The sequence below is a fragment of the Cyclobacterium sediminis genome (genome assembly GCF_054781075.1).
In genome coordinates, this window is sequence record NZ_BAAGVC010000044.1 from 442,216 (window position 1) to 461,029 (window position 18,814).

Below are 18,814 nucleotides of genomic sequence, written 5' to 3' on the forward strand. Positions count from 1 at the left end.
TTAACTGAAGTATACCAAAGGTTTTCGAGAAAGTACTGCTTTTAATTGTATTAAGGAAAATTCTATTTGTAATTGTTTGGTAATAGACAATTATTATTTCCTTTCAAGATGTCATTTGATTTAGTTAATGAGCATCCATAGTGAAAACAAATCCCTAATTAAAAGTAGTCCAAGATATTCTAAGGGAAAATATAAGTACCTGTAATATTAAGTTCAATAAATTTAATCGAAATGGTAAGGGCTTTAGTCACCCCGAACTGTTTGTTTATAGAATATTTATTTGATAGGTATTGCTATACAAATAAATTCTTAGAAATAGGGTTGCCAATTGAAAAAAAAGATATTAGGGAATGAATAAATTGAAGTATTATGAAAAATGAATTTGATGTTTTTTTATCACGGAAAACAGAAGACTTTCACCTATCTGATGAAATATATCAATTTTTAACTGCTAAAGGGTTTGATGTTTTTGATTCTTCTTATTCTTTAGAACGTATAGGCGAAACAGAATATGGAAAGGTAATTGATCAAACTATACCTATATCTAAGAACTTTATTTTAATTTTTAGTTCCATTGATAATATTAATTCTGGTTGGGTTCAGCATGAATGGCAATTATTCTTAAACAATAAAAAAGAAAATGATAAGGTAGGCAATATTATTTTAGTGGTCACAGATGATGTTAAAATAGAAGAAATTCCTCCAGTTCTTAAGGTATATGAAGTTATTAAATTTTCCAATTTTAAAAATAGAATTCTTCATTACCTACTAAAAAACAAAAATGAAACCAATATTAAAACAGTTGGCGAGGAATTTATTGGAAGAGAGAATAAAATTGATGAACTAAAGAAAATACTTATTAATGAGAAGAATCGATTAGTAACGATCGTAGGAACAGGAGGATTTGGGAAAACTAGGCTTGCTTTAGAAATAGGTAAAGAATTGAATCACAAATATTCAGGAGGGGTCTGGTTTGTAAATTTGGTGGATGCTGAAACAGAAACTGGTGTGGCTAAATCAATTTATGATGCGTTTAATCAAGAAATGACTAGTTCACAAATATCAGCAAGAGAAGCGATTCTTCTATTATTGGAGCAAAGAGAAAATGTATTGCTTATTCTTGATAATTTTGAACAAATAGTTGACGAATGCTCTGAGACCTTAGATTTTATGTTGTCTCATTTACCAAAAGCTCAAATTTTAGTTACTTCTACAAGAAGGTTAAAGCTTTCCTATGCGAATCTAGTGGAGATTGAGCCACTTGAAACTATTGATGTTTCGGTAAAAGACCCTGATGAACTTAAAAGAAATGAAAGTATTCAACTATTTTTAAATAGATCTTCAAAAATAAATAGGGAATTTGATAAAGACATTGACGATCTGATACTAATTAATAAAATATGTAACGAGCTTCAAGGTATACCTTTAGGGATAGAATTAGCTGCAAGTAGATCAGATCTATTAAATATTGAAGAAATTTTTGAGGGTATTAAAAGCAACAATTATCAAGACTTAGAAGACTACTCCCATGATAGACAAAAGAAGCATCACAGCTTGTATTCTGCTGTCAATTGGAGTTTTAATTTACTGACAGATAATGAAAAGGACTTGTTTATTCAACTAGCCATTTTTAAAACAAGTTTTACTGCTGAATTGGCAAAGAAAATTGTAATAATAGAAAATACGACTTATAGCCTGAATTTCACTAAAACCCTTGATGCCTTAGTTAAAAGTAGTCTTTTAAAAGCGAATGTTAATAGTAAACCTACTAGATTTAGTTTTCCCATAACTGTATATAATTTTGGGAACAAAGTTCTATATGAATCTAAAGATGCTGCCTATATTTCAGATCTTATTGAACGGTATGGTGATACTTACATTTCATTTTTGATTATTGAGAATCAAAAGTCAAAAAACATATTAACGAGTAAGTCACTAAAAAGAATGCATGCAGAACTTGAAAATATTTTTAGCATTCAAGAGCTATTGATTAAAAACAAATCATTTAAAAAAGCTGCTGAAATCATTTCATTTTTTGCTGACGTCTTGTCCATAAAAGGGCCTGAACTTATAAGAATTGATAAACTAAAATATTCTTATGACAATATTATTGATAAAAATAATGATTATAGTTGCCGATTGGCCATTGAGTTGTCTAAAGCCTACCAAAGTAGGGGGCAATATGACGAGGGAGATAGATTTGGTGAAATGTCTGTTTCAATAGCACGTAAAATTGAAGATAATAGTTTATTGGCACATTCACTCTTACAGCTAGGGAAGATGAAGAATTTACGAGGGTATAAATACCTAGCTTTAGTTTATATTGAAGAATCTTTTTCCTTGTATAAGGATTTAGATGATTCAAAATATATAGCCATAACACTTATTATTATTGGAAGCATTAAGGAGCGACTAGGTTTTTTTGATGAATCTTTAGAAAGGTTTGAACTAGCAGAAGAAATAGCTGATGATAATGCTGATACGATTCAAAAGGAAGAAATATTTTATAGAAAAAGTTTGGCCTATTGGCATCATGGCAAAGTGAAAAAAGGGCTTGAATTTATGTGTAGTGCTCAAGATTTAGCAGAAGATATAGGCAATGATTTTATGAAACCAGGGCATTTAACCACTAAAGGTCTGATTTTATCCGACTTGGGACAATATGATGAAGCCATTGAATCATTTAAAAAAGCAGGAGAAATACACAATAAAAGAGGGACGGTTCATTGGGAAGCTGTAAACAATGGGGGATGGGGTAGAACCCTTATGATGAAGAATAATGGGAAAGAAAATATTCAGGAATCCATTCAATTCTTAGAAAAAGCTGAAAAAGTATCAAGGAAAATCTTTTATCCGGAAAATATTGCTTTTCATTCAGGAGACCTTGGTAGGGCATACTTTTTAAATGGTAATTTAGAAAAGGCATTTGCTAAAACCAATGATGCCATTTCTATTGAACGTGCCATCGGATCGACTAATGAACATCGGCATTTTTGTAATTTGATTGTTATGGCCAAAATTGCTAAAGAGCTATCCAAGGATGACCTCCTTTGGGAATCCATTGTTATCGCTCAAAGATTAACAATTAAATTGGGGATTAATGAATCCTCCGAAATTGAGAAGGTAAGGAAGGATTTTGTTTCTTTAATTCTACTTATTAAACATTGGGAAACAAAATTCAACACCAAAGCTGAGGTGTCGGAGGATTATACAAAAGGTGTGGTTGTTAACCCACCTAGTTCAATATCTAAAATTAAACTTAGTTCTCAAACATGTATAAACTTATTTAATAAAATTCAGTTTTCACTACGTGAAATGATGTTTGAATACCCATGGGGCTCTATTGAAAATTTCACTGCGGAGAAAGGGCAAACGTCGATTAAACTTTTTAGCTATGGCAGTATTCATAATATGTTTTCGGATACCCCTTCTAATAATACTAAGTCCATTTATCCCTATAAAACAGCCATAGGTTTTGGAATAAGAAGGTTGCTCAATTATAATATTCCTGATGAAATACTGTATCGGCCAATATACCAACCATTGACTGGGCCTAATGCTAGAGGGCTATTCAACGTTAAATTTACAGGTTCTATATCAGATACAGTTAATGGGGTTTTGTTCGATATTGATATTTCGGATATTGCCAAATTAAGAAAAAACGAAGTTGGCTATGATTTGATACCGATTATTTGTTTGGATTGGAATGATCATGAAAAAGACCCTATTTTGGCTTATACATTAACTTGTCCGGAAAGAATGTATAAAGGAAAAAGCTTAACAGGTTCTGACTTGTCTCCTCATCCAAAATATTATAGGATTTGCAGAGATGGAGCTGCCAAAATTTCTAATGAATTTCTTGATTATTTTCTGGAAAGCTCCTACTTGTCAGATAATAAAACTTTAGTAAAAAACTGGGAGATTTTATAATTCGGCTTCCGAGTCATAAGGTCAATAGATTAGTTTTATTAATGTTCAAGGACCCATTAAAGTAGAGGGTGTTGCATTTTTATTGTAAATGAAAGGTGTATTTGGAAAAAAATAATAGGGGTAAATCATTAAATAAAAATTAATTATATAAGAAATATTTAAGTGAAGGCGATAGGTTTTTTCTTTAATCAAATAGATGAAAGCAATGCCGGTGGGATTAGCTACTAATAGTTATTATAAATTCAATGAAAACTTGTTGTTATAACAAATGAATCAAATATCGTCTCGGGAATTCAAGTATTTGTTGGAAGGTAAAACTGTTATCGGCCATTCCGGCCATCAAGACATTTTGACTAAGGATTTTCAAATGATCCAAAAAAAAGTCAGAGGCAAACTGGAAGAAATTGTAAATGGGAAACCGGAAAAAATTGTTCTTATTACCGGCTTTGCGAAGGGTGCGGATGAACTGGTTGCAAAAGAAGCCGCCAGTCTGGGGATTGTAGTAGTCCTTCTACTTATCGACGAAGGAATCTTCCCCTCTTTTGGGCAGGGTGATTTAGATCGAGCGAAGGGATTAGAGAGTAAAGGAGGTTGTTATACCTTTAAATTAATGCCCTCCAAATCGCTCGAAGATCAAACCCCTTACGAAATTCTTGAAGAAATATTGGTTAAACACGCCACTCACTTAATGGCTTTATGGGATGGCATAGACACCGGAAAGCCTGGAGGTACCTGGCAAGTAGTAACTAATTTTATAAATAAACCATCCACCAAGGGGATCTTTTGGAAAAGAAAAGTGCAATACACCCTACATCATTTATATACTCCCCGTGAAAAAAATACGATCCCCTCTGCCCAAGCTTATAAAAATCAGCCCATTATTCCTAGAGGTAATTACGATTGGGAAACAATCGAATGCTGCAATTATTCTAAAAATTTTGGACTGCTTACGACTAAATCCATTTCCAGTTTTTTTAAAAATGTTATTCCTATATCAACGGGTATTTTTTTGCGATTTTTACTTCCTTTAATATTGGTGTGTTTTGTTCTTGTTTTGGGAGTGATTGGACATTATGGGATTAAAGAAAAAACTTGGACTGAATTTTTAAATAGTTTATTTTTTTCCGCTAATTTGATCACCTTAGATGGATCTGTCTTTGATAATCCTTACAACTGGCAAGTGGAAGTAGCAAGGATTTTGGGAGGTAGTTTTACAGTCGTAGTTTTTTTCATTGCCCTATATTTTGCCTCAGGGAAGGAGGTTTTTTATCGGTTTTTGTTTTTCAAGTTTAGGGCCTGGAACCGGTTTAAAGAGGTGATTTCAGATTTCATTTCGTGGGTTTCTTTCAGGAGATTACGTCCCACATGGACTAATAATTTTGCCGTTGTTATAGGTCTCAATGAAATGGCATATGATATTTTAAAAGACCTAAGAAATCCTTCAACGAAAGATACTAAAGGAGTTAAAGTTGTGGTTTTGAACCCAGACCCAACAACAGCCCTTGTGGAGCTAGCCAGAAATGAGGGAGTATGGATAGTTGATGGTATTCCTACAAGTTCCACATCTCTAAAGAAAACCTATTTTCAAAAAGCATCTCAAGTATTTATAGTGACTGATTCAGAGGAGGCAAACGTCCGTTGCGTAATGGAAATGGACCAAATGATTTCAAGTATCAAAAAGCATAAAAATGAGGATTGGTTTGTCCATATACAAGACAGAAAGCTTAAGCAATTGCTGCAACAATCTATTAGTGGACGTACCAATTATGCACTCACGGTATTTAGCCATGCGGACAATACCGCTCGCCGCATGTTGGCAGGTTTCCCTGAGTTAAGAGGAACCCCTCTTAGTTGCTCCATATTAATCGTTGGATTTGGTTCACTAGGGAGGTCTCTTGCATTAAAATCCATTCAACAAATGGTTTTTTCAAAACCCCCCTTGCCCAGAATCTTGGTATTTTATCCGGATTCAGATGCCAAAGCTGTTGAGGATTTTAAAAAAGAATATCCTTATTTGTTTAAAGAAAGTGAAAATCAAACAGAAACCATTTTTAATAGCGTTACCGATTGGACATTTTATGAAGAACAGGATGAGTGTAGGACAAGCGACCGGATACTTTTTTATCCTTTACCATTGATTCCCCAACAAATTACCCATCCTCACGGCCCTTTGATACAAAACTTAAATCACTATAAAAAGTTAAAGTTTTTCGCATGCCTTCATTCTGGCTTGGAAAGTGCTTCCATTTTAACTTCGGTATTACCCGGTTTGGAACGAATGAAACTTGAAAACCCAACTTATGATTTACAGGCCTATTGCTTTTATAATTTTCCGGATGCGGAAGAAGAGGTCTATTTGGAACAAAAACTCAATGCCCAGGCCCCGCATATTCCTGTAAAATGCTTTGGCAATTACCTATATGAATTTTCCTGTAAGGCGATCCAAAATAAGGAAGCAGACCACTTGGCCAAACAAATAGCCTTATGGTACTACCTCCTATATGATTTTGGGAACCGATCTGTAAGGACCTCTATTAAAGTAGAAAAATGGTTTACAAAATTGATTTTAAAGGTAAGCGCATTGAAGCGAGGGTATGCTTCCAATAAGGAAGCACTTCCATATGACGAAGAATTAAAACTCAAAATCGAGGGGTTAAAAGACCTGTGGTTTCAAGCTTTAACTGACAGTTTTGTTTTGGAAGGGATGGGGAATATGATGCGTTACTGTTGGAAAAGCCTGTCCGAAACAGATCGGGAGGGGAACAGACAGGCAGCCGATCACCTTTGGATAAAGGTAACAGCCTACGATAAAAAGTGGGTGCTATCGGATCAAGTTCCGGAGAAAAAAAGTTTTGAAAATTTTTGGACCAAAAGGGAGGTTGAAGTTCTGGGAGTGGTGGAACACCGTAGATGGAATACCATGAAAATTCTGGATGGATGGAGACCATTTGTAGGAACAGATTGGAAAACTTATAAAGAGACCTACAAAGCACAGAAACTTCATAACCTATTGCTTAGCTTTAAGGATTTACCTGAAAATGAACAGGTGAAGGATTACCATCAAATAGAGGGGATTCCTTATTTTATTGCATTGATGAATTTAGATCAATACGGAAAACAAACCTTAATTAAATAGAATTGTTCCTAGCTAAGGCTGTCCCTACCTAAGTATGTCATTTGGTGAAAAAGACATTTAGGTTAATTGAGGGGGACAATTGGTCTAAGTATACCTAACCATTAGGCAAGTACTTTGAGGAAATGCTGTGGCTTATGATGATAAATGTTGCAGCTACTTTATTTTATCTACCAATTCATCAACTGATACAAATTCCAACAACCTCTCCCTCACCCGTTCCGAATCATTTCGGATATGGTATTTGATGATGGATTCAATTTTGTTTACCAATTTTTCAGCAGCTTCATTAAGAAGGGATACCCTTAGTTGGCCATCTTGTTGGTTGGGGTCTTGATGTATTCGTTTCCGGAGACTGAGTAACCGTGGAGAACGCTTTAATGGGTAAATGGTACGGGGAATATCGATTACAGTACCATTAATATGATCAAACCAAATTCCACCGTCTTTATCGGAAAGGATAGGGGCTAACTTTTCGAATTCCAATTCAAAACCGGCAGCTTTAAGCTTCTCCTTCATCGTGCTTACATCTTCTTCATAAGTATTAAAGACGCTTATGGGCCTAACTACAATAAGCCTTTTTATCTTATCAGGGTAATGGGAAATAAAACCACCATCTTTTAGAATTCTCCTTACAAAATTCATGTAATAGCCGGTAGCCAATCCGACTGCAGCTGAAATGTCTACAACGGGCAATCCCTCGTAAAAGCGAGAAATAATATTTTCTGTAAAGGAATAAGGAGAATTGTCCGAGAGAAAGTTTTCTATTGGTTGATGCAGGGTTTTAATAAGTTTTTCCTTCTCAAAAGCTTTGACTACATAGCAACGAATACCTCTTAAATAAAAAGGAATTTCTATTTCATCTTGAACTAAAATTAAGTAAGGTAAACCCAGCGAATGTACAAGTCCAAGCTCATAAAACACATTGGGGGATGGGTTTGTCTCTCCTTCTCGAGGAGTAATATTAAACACGACCAGATCTGCCGTGTCAAGTTTGGAAAAAACATCACGTTCTATGCTGGATCCCTTCCATTCCTCCGGAAAAGTAATGGCGATGTTTTTATCAAGTACGGCATGTTTTTCTAAATAATCCCTGCTTTTCCTTTCTTGGAGAATTTCTATTAATGCATCTCTGATTTGAATACTGCTGTCATTCTTTTCACCCCTCATTGGGCCTAAAATGACAATCTCTAGTCTTTGGTCAGCAAAATAGGAGGTTTTGAACATATAATCTATTATTAATTATTCATCATGTAGGGGGAACAACTTATCATGCAATTTGCCACTATCTACTATAACTTTTCTTTAAAATATATATTATTTTTTTTAGAGAAAAGGTTCTACTGTTATTTAATCTATAATTTTCAATACAGAGTCAATAAATCTATAAATCTGCTATATTACTGGGATACAGGCCTCATGATATATTGGTTGAGCGGTAATTTAGGGATAAGTGATTTTGTGATCTGTGATGTGGTGATGAGTGGGGCAAAACATTTGGATTCAATAACCTTTGGCTTAGAATGGCTCAGCAAGCATTGGGAGGCTTCAGCAAATTCAAGAACCTTTACCTTTGAGAAGTACATGCCTAGCAATGAGATAATTGAAATTTATTCACTCACCCCCCCCCAAAAAAAATTTAATAATTAACCATTATTCCATTAACAATTAATAATTAACCATTCCCACATTAACAATTAATAATTAACCATTCCCATATTAACAATTAATAATTAACCATTCTCACATTAACAATTAATAATTAACCATCATCTATATTGCTGTAAAAAAGCAAAATATACCTGTATTTCGCATCTTATCGCTATTATTGTAAACAAATCATTAATAGTAATTACCATGAAAAACACTTTCTTATATTATTTACTTTTATTCTTTGGTCTTGCAATTTTAATCCTAAGTTGTAAACAGGAAATTGAGGAAGAACCAATTCCACCGAATATCATATTGGTGATGACAGATGATCAAGGGTATGGAGACATATCAGCCCATGGAAGCCCTGATGTGTCTACACCAAATATGGACAAGTTAAAAACACAGAGTATTAGTTTGGAAGATTTTCAGGTCAGCCCTACTTGTGCGCCTACCAGATCAGCCCTTATGACCGGACGACACCCTTTTAAAAATGGAATAACCCATACTATTTTGGAAAGAGAAAGAATGGCACTGGGTTTAACTACTTTGCCTCAGGTGTTAAAAAGGGGAGGTTATACGAGTGGAATTTTCGGTAAATGGCATTTGGGAGATGAACAGGAGTATCAACCTGATAGTCGTGGATTTGATGAGGTGTTTATTCATGGAGCCGGCGGGATTGGCCAGGCTTATGCCGGTTCTTGTGCAGATGTACCTAACAATGGGTATTTTGACCCTGTGATCAAACACAATGGTACCTTTCTGAAAACAGAAGGGTTTTGTACCGATGTGTTTTTTACGCAGGCCATGTCCTGGATAAAGGAGAAATCTTTGAATGAGGAACCATTTTTTGCTTATATCACTACAAATGCTCCCCACGGTCCTTTTATAGCTCCTGAGGAATACAAGAAAAAATTTATAGATCAGGGCTATCCGGAAGATGCTCAGGGTTTTTATGGGATGGTAGAAAATATCGATATGAATTTAGGAGTATTAATGGATAAATTAGACGCTTGGGAGATTGCTGACAATACCATTTTAATTTTTATGACGGACAATGGTAAAACCTATGGAGGAGGTCGAAATAAAGTACATGGAGAAACCTACAATGCTGGAATGAAAGGATTTAAAGGAAGTGTAAATGAAGGGGGTACCAGAGTCCCTTTCTTTATCAGGTGGCCAAATGTTTTTAATAAAGGTGAGGAGGTAGATGTGATGCTCAATCATTATGATATTCTTCCCACTTTTGCTGAGATAGCCAATATCGACATTTCCGACATTACTGACTTGGATGGCAAAAGCTTTTATTCCAATTTAATAAATGACAGTATACCATCTGAAGATAGGTTTCGATTTTTTCATGGAGGTAGATGGCCCTTAAATCCCAACAATATTTCCGGCCAGGAAGGAACAGAACGTTGGGTAGGGACTGAAGAAACATCCAATCCGGATAATTCAAAATACAAGAAGTTTGCTGTGAGAAATGAACGGTATCGATTTGTAAACAACAGTGAGTTGTATGACTTGTCTCAAGACCCGGGAGAAACACGGAATATAGTAGAGGAGCAGCCTGAACTGATAGCAGAGATGAGAGCAGCCTATGAGGCTTGGTGGTCTGATGTCAGGCCGTTGATGGTTAATGAAAAAGCTCCATTGGCTGAAGAAAAGCCGTACTGGATTGATTACCAAAAACAAAAGGCGTCCGGGGGCATCAATAATTGGGTAAAACCTAATTTAGATTTGAATAAATGAAAATTGACAGAAAGTTCAATCAGTTAAGTAAGGACGAATATTTTTACTTTATCGATAATTATAAGAAATATTCAGATTTCAATACCTTGGGATTGTACCGTTCCATTTGTGAAAATGAAAATCTTGAATTAAGGGACCAAATTGAAGTTCGAGATCATGCCAATAGGGTTTTTGAAAAGACATTTAATTTTTATCAATTAAAAGACCCTAAAACCTATTTTGATCTAATTACGCTAGGGCTAGAACTAACAGTAGCTGATGAAAGACAAATTTGGTCTGATATTCGTTTCAACCAAGAGAAAATACTAACAGATAAAAAAATTAAGCATAGAAATTTTGGAGCTTATTCTAAACACGATTGTGGCTACGACCACTGCCCTTATAACGGTTTGATGATCAAGCAGGGATCAAGTTTATCGGAAGCGAGTATGCATTTTAAATCTGATAAAAATAAAGCTTCGGCTAAAATGAAATCCCAACGGAATAAGCAACTAAGAAAAAATAAGCATCAAATCTTTCGTGATGAATATGAGGGGTAGGTAAGTTTGTATTTACTTTATAATTTGCTCGATATTTTTTTATGGTATGGTTCAATTCTGATCAATTCCCCTTCGTTTATTGAAAATCCCTGTTGTACATTAACAATGGACAGTATAATGGTATTTCCAAAAGGTATCCTAGAAAAGGGTGTACCTTTACAGCTCGGAATGAACCAAGCAAAGATGCTACCTATTCCGCTCAAGTACCAAGCGCATAAATGGAAACCAAGAAAGACAATGGTCAGCTAGGCAAAGACCAGATTGAGCAATGCATTGCAATTTTAGAAATATTAAACAATGATACGGACCAGATATTTAATATTCCTTTGGATCGTAGAATTGAATTAATTACCCAAGCAGGCCGACTCTCTAGACCTCAAAAAGAGGAGCTGATAAAGCGAAAGAAAAACGCTAAGAAAAAGGTCAAGAAAGAAAGAGCATTCCAAGACAAGTTTGCACGAAATCAAACAGGTATCCGTAGTGCCAGAGAGTCCCATGTCTTTGTAGCGCCAAAAATAGTGACTTATGAAGGAAAAGAAAAAAGGAGCAATAGCGCTTCAATCACTCCTCGAGAATGTTATGTTTGTAAGGAGGTTTTTACCTCCCTTCACCATTTCTATGATACCATGTGCACCGCCTGTGGGGATTTCAATTATGCCAAGCGTTTTCAAACGGCAGATCTTACTGGTCAGGTGGCCTTGGTGACAGGAGCGAGGCTTAAAATTGGTTATCACATTTGCCTGATGATGTTACGGGCAGGCGCCACTGTCATCGCAACGACAAGATTTCCGGTTGATGCTGCCCTACGTTTTTCCAAGGAGGATGATTTTTTAACCTGGGATTTACGACTTAAAATCCATGGATTAGACTTGAGACATATTCCAAGTGTGGAATTGTTCTGTAATTTTATAACCTCCCAATACATTAGGCTGGATGTATTGATCAATAATGCAGCACAAACAGTAAGACGTCCCGCCGGATTTTACAAACATTTATTATCCAATGAAGAAACAGATCATACCAATTTGCCTTCATTGATAAATAATCTCCTTTCAGATCATCAAGTTTGTTTACAGGAGTTAGGAGCCTTAAGTGCTACAATTGAAGATTCCAACCGAAATTTACCGGTTACCTGGCATGGGAGCCAACTGGGGATTGGCTTGAGTTCCTCAGCAAAATTATCTCAGATTCCTTATACAATAGATCATGCCTTGGAGCCTGATGCTGTTTTTCCTACCGGGAAGCTGGACGCTGACCTTCAACAAGTTGATTTAAGAAAAACTAACAGTTGGAGATTAAAGTTGGGTGAGATTCCTACCAATGAAATGCTGGAGGTTCAACTTGTCAATTCCATTGCCCCCTTTGTGCTCAATAACCGCCTGATTCATTTGATGAAAAAAGAAAATACCGGTCAAAAACACATCATCAACGTTTCTGCCATGGAAGGTAAATTCCATAAATATCACAAAGAGTCTCGTCATCCCCATACCAATATGGCCAAAGCAGCTCTGAACATGATGACCCTAACTTCTGCAGCAGAATTTGCCAAGTTTGGTATCTATACCAATGCCGTAGATACGGGATGGGTTACTGATGAGGATCCAATTGAATTGGCCAAGAAAAAAGAAAAAATTCATGATTTCCAGCCCCCACTAGATATTGTTGATGGCGCAGCCCGGGTTTTAGATCCCTTATTCGATGGAATCAATGTGGGTAAACACTGGTGTGGCAAATTCCTAAAAGATTACAAGCCTACAAGCTGGTAATGGTAATAAAGGTTTGGATTTTTTCAATAAAGCTATTTACTCTAAACAAATGGTGTCCAAGGTGGCACTCAATTTTGTCTGGTTTATTTGCTGTTAGAAGTACAATTTTATTCCTGTAGCTAAAGAGATTCCTTTAGCTACAGGAATTTTTTAAGTTTCAAACCAAATACTTTTGGTCTTCGTGGCTTTTTATGTCCTAATGACTTTTGGATAATAGATTAGACAATTCAATAATGTTGAAAGATTTCATTAAATTTAATATAGCTGGCGTTTATAAGATAAGAACAAATCATCATTAAAATTGAAAAGCCAGGCCAATAAATGGACCATTCAAATCAAAGGGTAATTTGTCTGTACTCCTTATGTTATTTAACCTAAAATCAATATTTGATTCGTCTAGATTCTCTTTGGCATATAGGGTTTCATTGTTCTCATCTGTTCCACTAAACTTAATCATTGGGCTATTGGAGTAAATATTGTATGAATATCCGGCAGTTATAGTTAACATAGAATAGCCTTCAGCCTTCTGAAAAGGAAATGCAAAATCAAATCTTGGTTTAACTGTCCCTTGATTAGAGATTATTTTTATTGAAACATCATCGCTGTAAAAATCTGAATCATTTACTCTGATATACAGATCATTGTTGATGATGTCTCCCAAAGGGGCCTTTGCCCTACCGAATTCTATACCAAGAACTGGTCTGAAAATTATTTTTTTAGATGCCCCAAGTGAAAAATTATAACCATATGCAGTATGAAAGGCTAGGAAATTAACTGATCCGGTAATTCCACTTCCTCCCAGTTCAAAATGATAGCCTTTCAAATTTCCCATTTGGATACCAAAATCAAAAGAGATTCCATATTTTTGCTCCTTAATAGCCTTCTCTCCAAGAAAGGAATCCATACTAGGACTTTCATCTACATAGTTAAGCCACATCAAGGATTCCTCTAGGTTAGTTGATCTGGATCCAATACCTAAATAGTAACCGGAGTAAATATTAGGATCGATTGGTACTTTGGGCGCTGGCACAGGTTCAGGAGCAGGCTCAGGTACATTATCATTGAATCCTGCCATTTGGTTATCATATTTTCTAGTTCCATCTGTGCCTACGATATAGTTTACATTTTCCAGTGGTTCGGTTTTTATGGAGCTGCTTCCATATTGTAGATAAGATTAGTAGGCCTCCTCGATGGTGTATTCTTTGACTGGAATAACCTTGCCGCTATTGAGAAATACTTTTTGAGAAACTTGCTCAACTTGTATGTCATCTCTCAATTTCAACACGATTTCTACTCGTCTATTTAGTGCCCTGTTTTCTGGAGATGTATTTGGAACAATAGGGTTAGATTTTCCAAAACCATTAAAATTGAGTCGTTCAGCAACAATTTCATTTTGAATCAAATAATTGTATACTGATTCCGCTCTTTTTTTACTTAATTCTAAGTTGTAATCATCGTCTCCAATATCGTCCGTGTAACCCTCAATGCTAATGGCGATATTTTCTACCTCTAAAAGGCCCATCACCAGCGTGTCTATTGTCATTTTAGAGTCGGCTGTCAATAGGTGATTGTCGGTCTCATATTGTAAGTGGGGTAGATTTAACACTTTTCCTTCTATGGACTGGTTGGAATTGACCCAGTGGTACAAGGTGTCCATACTTGAGGTCATGCTTTGTGCTAGTAGCGAATTTCCGTTATAAATACTTAAGTATAGGAAAAGGCAGGCCATGGTTAATCCTTGTTGTAATTTCATTTTTTAGTGTTTAAGTGATACTTTTTGCTTAATTAGAATTCGTTTAGGCGAAACATGTAATAGCCACGCATTAAGATCGGGTTTTAAACAAAAGCTGATTTCCTTGAATATTATCAGCGTTATATATTTTGAAAATCACGAGTTTTAATGCTTACTTCCCTTAATTTTAATTGAAAAAAGATACACTATAGCTTTGTTTTCGTGAACGCCAATTATTATTTCGTGAGGATGCTTGTTAATGGGGTGAAGCTTGTTTTCAAAAAATCTAATTATGATTTTAAATACAGTTTTAAGTATTAAATGTCTAATAATTGGTTTTTGAAAGATATGAAGGTCGAACAAATAGGATTATAAGTATTATCTCAAAAGTTTAAAATGTTTTTACTTCTTCCTTTACATTAAAGAAAGTTAATTGTTGGTTACCGTAGCAGGCATTATTATTAATGAAGCTATACTTAATAAGGTAAAGTCGGTTTTAGCCTATAGGTAGATATAAAAGTATAGCGTTTGGTAAGTCTCAACCTTTCCAATGACCTCCTATTGCGAAAGATTTTGGGCAAACCAAAAGGTAATTATTAGTATGACAAGTAAAAAACTACACTTCTTTGATGGCAAGATCATTAAAAGGTGAAAATTTTTCCTTAATGGATTGTATTCCTTAATAGCTAATATGTGGAATAGGTGGCTGGTAAGGAATATTCTGCTAAACTAATTCCGAAAGAAACAAAACTACAGTAATTAAAAGTAATTCCTCTTATTAAGATTCATGTTTTCTAATTTGAAAACACCTAAAATTGTAAGTGGTGGTGTTGAATTGGAGAATTAGATAAGTTCAAACTTAAATAAAGTCAGTTTATTATTAGAAAGATGTACCTGCGCAATATTCTCATTGTCATAAAATCAGATATTATCAAGGTATTTAAATGCTTTGCAACTGAAATTTGGTAAGATAGTTTTGTCCTTTTTCCAAAAGGGTAGGTAAAATTTCAAAAGAATATATGTCCGAAACTCTTTCTATTTCACCACTTAAAATAAAAATAATATAAGTCTCTTGATATTGAGTTAAGTAATTAATAATTTTCATAACTTAATGAATGAAAGAATTAAATATGTTTAATTATGATTATAAAAAATTGTTGTACTAAAACCCTGAAAGATGAATAGACCACTACAAGAGACTTTGATCGCGAAAGCTGGGATTATAATTCTCGTTTTTTCCTTTCATTTGGTGTCTTCGGCTTATGGCATAGGAAAAATGCCAGTGTCTGACCCAAAGAATGAAACTTCTAAAAAGGTTGAAAACAATCGCTTTTCAACTAGTGAAAATGTTTTTGCGGACATTACCGTTAGCGGTACCGTTACTGATGCTAACGGTGAATCCATTCCAGGTGTTACAGTGTTCGTACCGGGTACCACCACAGGAACAGCAACTGATTTGATGGGGAAATACTCCATTACCGTACCGGAGGGATCAACTTTATCTTTTTCCTATATTGGGTACGTTACCCAAAACATTGATATAGGAAATAGAACGGTATTGGATGTTGTTTTGGAAGAGGATGTGACTTCCATGGATGAGGTCTTGGTCATAGGTTATGGAACGGCAAAGAAGAGTGATTTGACAGGGTCTGTTGCTCGAATTAATATGGAGGATAAATCCAATCAAGCCAATGTAAACTTATTTCAGGCATTAATTGGAGCCTCAGCCGGTGTGAATCTTGAAGGAAGAGGCGGTGCATCTAGTGAGCCTGATATATCCATTAGGGGTAGGACCTCTCTATCTGCATCTGATGGTCCATTGATCGTTTTAGATGGAGTAATTTATAATGGAAGTATTTCTAACATCAACGTAAATGACGTAGAATCAATAGATATACTTAAGGATGCAAGTGCTGCGGCAGTATATGGTTCCAGGTCGGCCAATGGTGTTTTACTGATTACTACCAAGAAAGGGAAAACTGAAAAACCTATCATTTCATTTGGAATGTACACTGGTTTTCAGGACATGACCAACAATCCTATGCGGGTGATGAATGCTAATGAATTTGCCAACCGCCTAGTAGACTGGGACCATCAAAGTAAGGTTTATGCTTGGTACAAAACCGACCCAACCAGTGCGGAAGGTAGACCCCAAAGACCTGATTTAAGCAACCCCGAAATAGTAGGATCTTATCTGAAAACTTATGAAGAGCAACAGAATTACTTGGCGGGTAACGAAATCGACTGGGTAGATCAAGTCTTACAAAAGGCGCCCATGCAAAATTACAACCTGAGCCTTCAAGGGATGACGGATCGCTCTACTTATTACGTCTCAGGATCCTTTACTGATGTGGAAGGAATACAGATTAATGACAAGTTCAAAAGAATCACTTTGCGTAGTAATGTAGAAAGTGAGATTACCGACTGGCTGACTTTTGGTTTGAATGCAAGTTACAGCACGAGGGATAATTCAGGGATTCCAACCAGCCTAAGCAATGCTCGGGTGGCAAGTCCTTTGGTGAACAATTATATAGGAGAACCCAATTATGATATTTACCTGGGAGGCGAGTTGTTTCAACCGTATCCACTGGTGTACCAATACATTGACAATTCAGACATTACCAATGAATTATTTGCTGTTGGTCGGCTAAAGGTTTCGGTTCCTTGGATAGAAGGACTTAATTATGAATTCAATTATTCCCACGTTTACTCCAATAGAAACAACAATACCTTCCATTCGAGTTCAACCCCATCCGGAGTTTCAAACAGGGGATTAGCCATTAAAAACCCTTCGGAATCGAGGGATTGGAACCTTAATAATATTATCAATTACTCTAGAACTTTTGGAGATCACCAAGTCAATGGAACATTCCTATTTAGCAGGGAGGGTAGAACAGGAAATGCTTCAACCCTCTCAGCTTCCGGTTTTGAAAATGAAATCCTTGGTTATAATAATATTGGTTTGGCAGAAGTTGTCACAGGAAGTTCTTCAGCTTACGAAGAAAATAGCCTTTCCTATATGGCTCGTGTCAATTATAGTTTTTTATCCAAATACATGTTTACAGGTACCGTTCGACGAGATGGTTTTTCAGGATTTGGGGCAGGAAATAAATGGGCAACTTTCCCTTCAGCGTCTTTAGCATGGGTGCTTACCGATGAGCCTTTCCTTAATGATACCGATGTTTACTTAAAGTTGAGAACATCTTATGGTATGAACGGTAATCAGGGAATTGGTAGGTATTCAAGTTTGTCCAGGATGGGTACGCGCTATTATGTTTATGGTCAATCTACAGCCATTGGATTGTATCCAAGTAACCTGGGTAATGTAGACTTGGCATGGGAAACCACTACTTCTTATAACCTTGGACTTGACTTTGGTTTCTGGCAGAACAGGATTACAGGTACGGTCAATGCGTATACCGCAAAAACGACAGATGTTCTGGTTTTGAGACAACTCCCCAGGGCTGCAGGCTATGCCAATATCTGGACAAATATTGGAGGTTTGAAAAATAAAGGAATTGAGTTTGATTTACGATCGATCAATATGGATGGACCTCTTAGGTGGGAAACCAATTTCACTTTTGCGCTCAATAGAGATGAGATCACCAAATTGTATGGAGGAGAGGACGACAATGACATTGGTAATGGATGGTTTGTTGGTGAATCACTCAGTGCGATTTATGATTATGAAATGGCTGGAGGAGTTTGGACTGAAGAAGAGTTTTTTAGCGGCAATATCCTGAATGGATGGTATCCGGGCCAGTTTCGGTATGTGGATCTGAATGGAGATGGGGAAATTGACCCTACCAACGATAGGAAGGTAATTGGTTATGAATCTCCCAGCTACAGGTTTAGTTTAAACAATAGCTTTACCTACAATAATTTTACCCTCTCTGTTTTTATCAACTCAATACAAGGCGGTAAAAACTATTACCAAGCTAATAATGCTGACATCATAAATCCCCTCTTTTATTTTCCTGATAGAAGAAACAATTCAGCGGTAAACCCCTATTGGACCCCGGGAAATCCAACTGCCAATACAACAGGGATTTACAATGTACCCCTTCGACAAAGTGGAATTTATCAAAGCCGAAGTTTTGTAAGGTTGCAGGATATTTCTCTTGGTTACACTTTCAATAAAAGCTTTTTGGATAAATTAAATTTGCAGTCTGCACAGGTTTATATCTCCAGTAAAAATCCTTATGTGTGGACCAACTGGCAAGGCTGGGATCCAGAAACAGGTGTAAGTGATACCCCACTGATGAGGAATTTCATTCTAGGTTTGAACCTTAGCCTATAAGCGTTCAACTTA

The 18,814-nt window shown here is 36.0% G+C and carries 9 protein-coding genes; 6 read left to right on the top strand and 3 right to left on the bottom strand.

What is annotated here, in order from left to right; translation table 11 throughout:
- Positions 1–369: 369 nt before the first annotated feature.
- The gene (locus ACYVHJ_RS23755; RefSeq protein ID WP_460520208.1) at positions 370–3,930 is read left to right on the top strand and encodes an NB-ARC domain-containing protein; all 3,561 of its coding nucleotides are present in this window, start codon (positions 370–372) and stop codon (positions 3,928–3,930) included.
- A gap of 268 nt (positions 3,931–4,198) precedes the next feature.
- Positions 4,199–7,066, top strand: coding sequence for an NAD-binding protein (locus ACYVHJ_RS23760; RefSeq protein WP_460520211.1), 2,868 nt, complete (start codon positions 4,199–4,201; stop codon positions 7,064–7,066).
- Between the two features lie 153 nt (positions 7,067–7,219).
- On the opposite strand, the gene ACYVHJ_RS23765 is transcribed toward ACYVHJ_RS23760, so the two are convergent.
- Positions 7,220–8,290, bottom strand: a complete 1,071-nt coding sequence (locus tag ACYVHJ_RS23765) for an STING domain-containing protein (protein ID WP_460520215.1) — start codon at positions 8,288–8,290, stop codon at positions 7,220–7,222.
- Between the two features lie 630 nt (positions 8,291–8,920).
- Between ACYVHJ_RS23765 and ACYVHJ_RS23770 the strand changes: the two genes are divergently transcribed.
- From ACYVHJ_RS23770 to ACYVHJ_RS23780, 3 genes are all read left to right on the top strand, one after another.
- Positions 8,921–10,465, top strand: a complete 1,545-nt coding sequence (locus ACYVHJ_RS23770) for an arylsulfatase (protein WP_460520218.1) — start codon at positions 8,921–8,923, stop codon at positions 10,463–10,465.
- Positions 10,462–11,004 carry a hypothetical protein gene (locus ACYVHJ_RS23775; protein WP_339904935.1) on the top strand — a complete coding sequence of 181 codons (543 nt, stop codon included), beginning with the start codon at positions 10,462–10,464 and terminating at the stop codon, positions 11,002–11,004. Before ACYVHJ_RS23770 ends, ACYVHJ_RS23775 begins: the two co-directional genes overlap by 4 nt.
- Before the next feature lie 218 nt (positions 11,005–11,222).
- Positions 11,223–12,770 carry an SDR family NAD(P)-dependent oxidoreductase gene (locus ACYVHJ_RS23780; protein ID WP_460520222.1) on the top strand — a complete coding sequence of 516 codons (1,548 nt, stop codon included), beginning with the start codon at positions 11,223–11,225 and terminating at the stop codon, positions 12,768–12,770.
- Between the two features lie 295 nt (positions 12,771–13,065).
- Here the strand turns inward: ACYVHJ_RS23780 and ACYVHJ_RS23785 are convergent, their stop codons facing one another.
- Together ACYVHJ_RS23785 and ACYVHJ_RS23790 are read right to left on the bottom strand one after the other, a co-directional pair.
- The gene (locus ACYVHJ_RS23785) at positions 13,066–13,845 is read right to left on the bottom strand and encodes a hypothetical protein (RefSeq protein ID WP_460520225.1); all 780 of its coding nucleotides are present in this window, start codon (positions 13,843–13,845) and stop codon (positions 13,066–13,068) included.
- Between the two features lie 99 nt (positions 13,846–13,944).
- Positions 13,945–14,523 carry an OmpA family protein gene (locus ACYVHJ_RS23790; RefSeq protein WP_460520228.1) on the bottom strand — a complete coding sequence of 193 codons (579 nt, stop codon included), beginning with the start codon at positions 14,521–14,523 and terminating at the stop codon, positions 13,945–13,947.
- A gap of 1,156 nt (positions 14,524–15,679) precedes the next feature.
- On the opposite strand from ACYVHJ_RS23790, the gene ACYVHJ_RS23795 reads away from it, so the two are divergent.
- The gene (locus ACYVHJ_RS23795; RefSeq protein WP_460520232.1) at positions 15,680–18,802 is read left to right on the top strand and encodes a SusC/RagA family TonB-linked outer membrane protein; all 3,123 of its coding nucleotides are present in this window, start codon (positions 15,680–15,682) and stop codon (positions 18,800–18,802) included.
- The last annotated feature ends 12 nt before the right edge of the window (positions 18,803–18,814 follow it).

Excerpts from the sequence above, each read along its gene's own strand:
- ACYVHJ_RS23755 (WP_460520208.1), top strand. The coding sequence starts at position 370 with ATGAAAAATGAATTTGATGTTTTTTTATCACGGAAAACAGAAGACTTT.
- ACYVHJ_RS23760 (WP_460520211.1), top strand. The coding sequence starts at position 4,199 with ATGAATCAAATATCGTCTCGGGAATTCAAGTATTTGTTGGAAGGTAAA.
- ACYVHJ_RS23765 (WP_460520215.1), bottom strand. The coding sequence starts at position 8,290 with ATGTTCAAAACCTCCTATTTTGCTGACCAAAGACTAGAGATTGTCATT.
- ACYVHJ_RS23770 (WP_460520218.1), top strand. The coding sequence starts at position 8,921 with ATGAAAAACACTTTCTTATATTATTTACTTTTATTCTTTGGTCTTGCA.
- ACYVHJ_RS23775 (WP_339904935.1), top strand. The coding sequence starts at position 10,462 with ATGAAAATTGACAGAAAGTTCAATCAGTTAAGTAAGGACGAATATTTT.
- ACYVHJ_RS23780 (WP_460520222.1), top strand. The coding sequence starts at position 11,223 with ATGGAAACCAAGAAAGACAATGGTCAGCTAGGCAAAGACCAGATTGAG.
- ACYVHJ_RS23785 (WP_460520225.1), bottom strand. The coding sequence starts at position 13,845 with ATGGCAGGATTCAATGATAATGTACCTGAGCCTGCTCCTGAACCTGTG.
- ACYVHJ_RS23790 (WP_460520228.1), bottom strand. The coding sequence starts at position 14,523 with ATGAAATTACAACAAGGATTAACCATGGCCTGCCTTTTCCTATACTTA.
- ACYVHJ_RS23795 (WP_460520232.1), top strand. The coding sequence starts at position 15,680 with ATGAATAGACCACTACAAGAGACTTTGATCGCGAAAGCTGGGATTATA.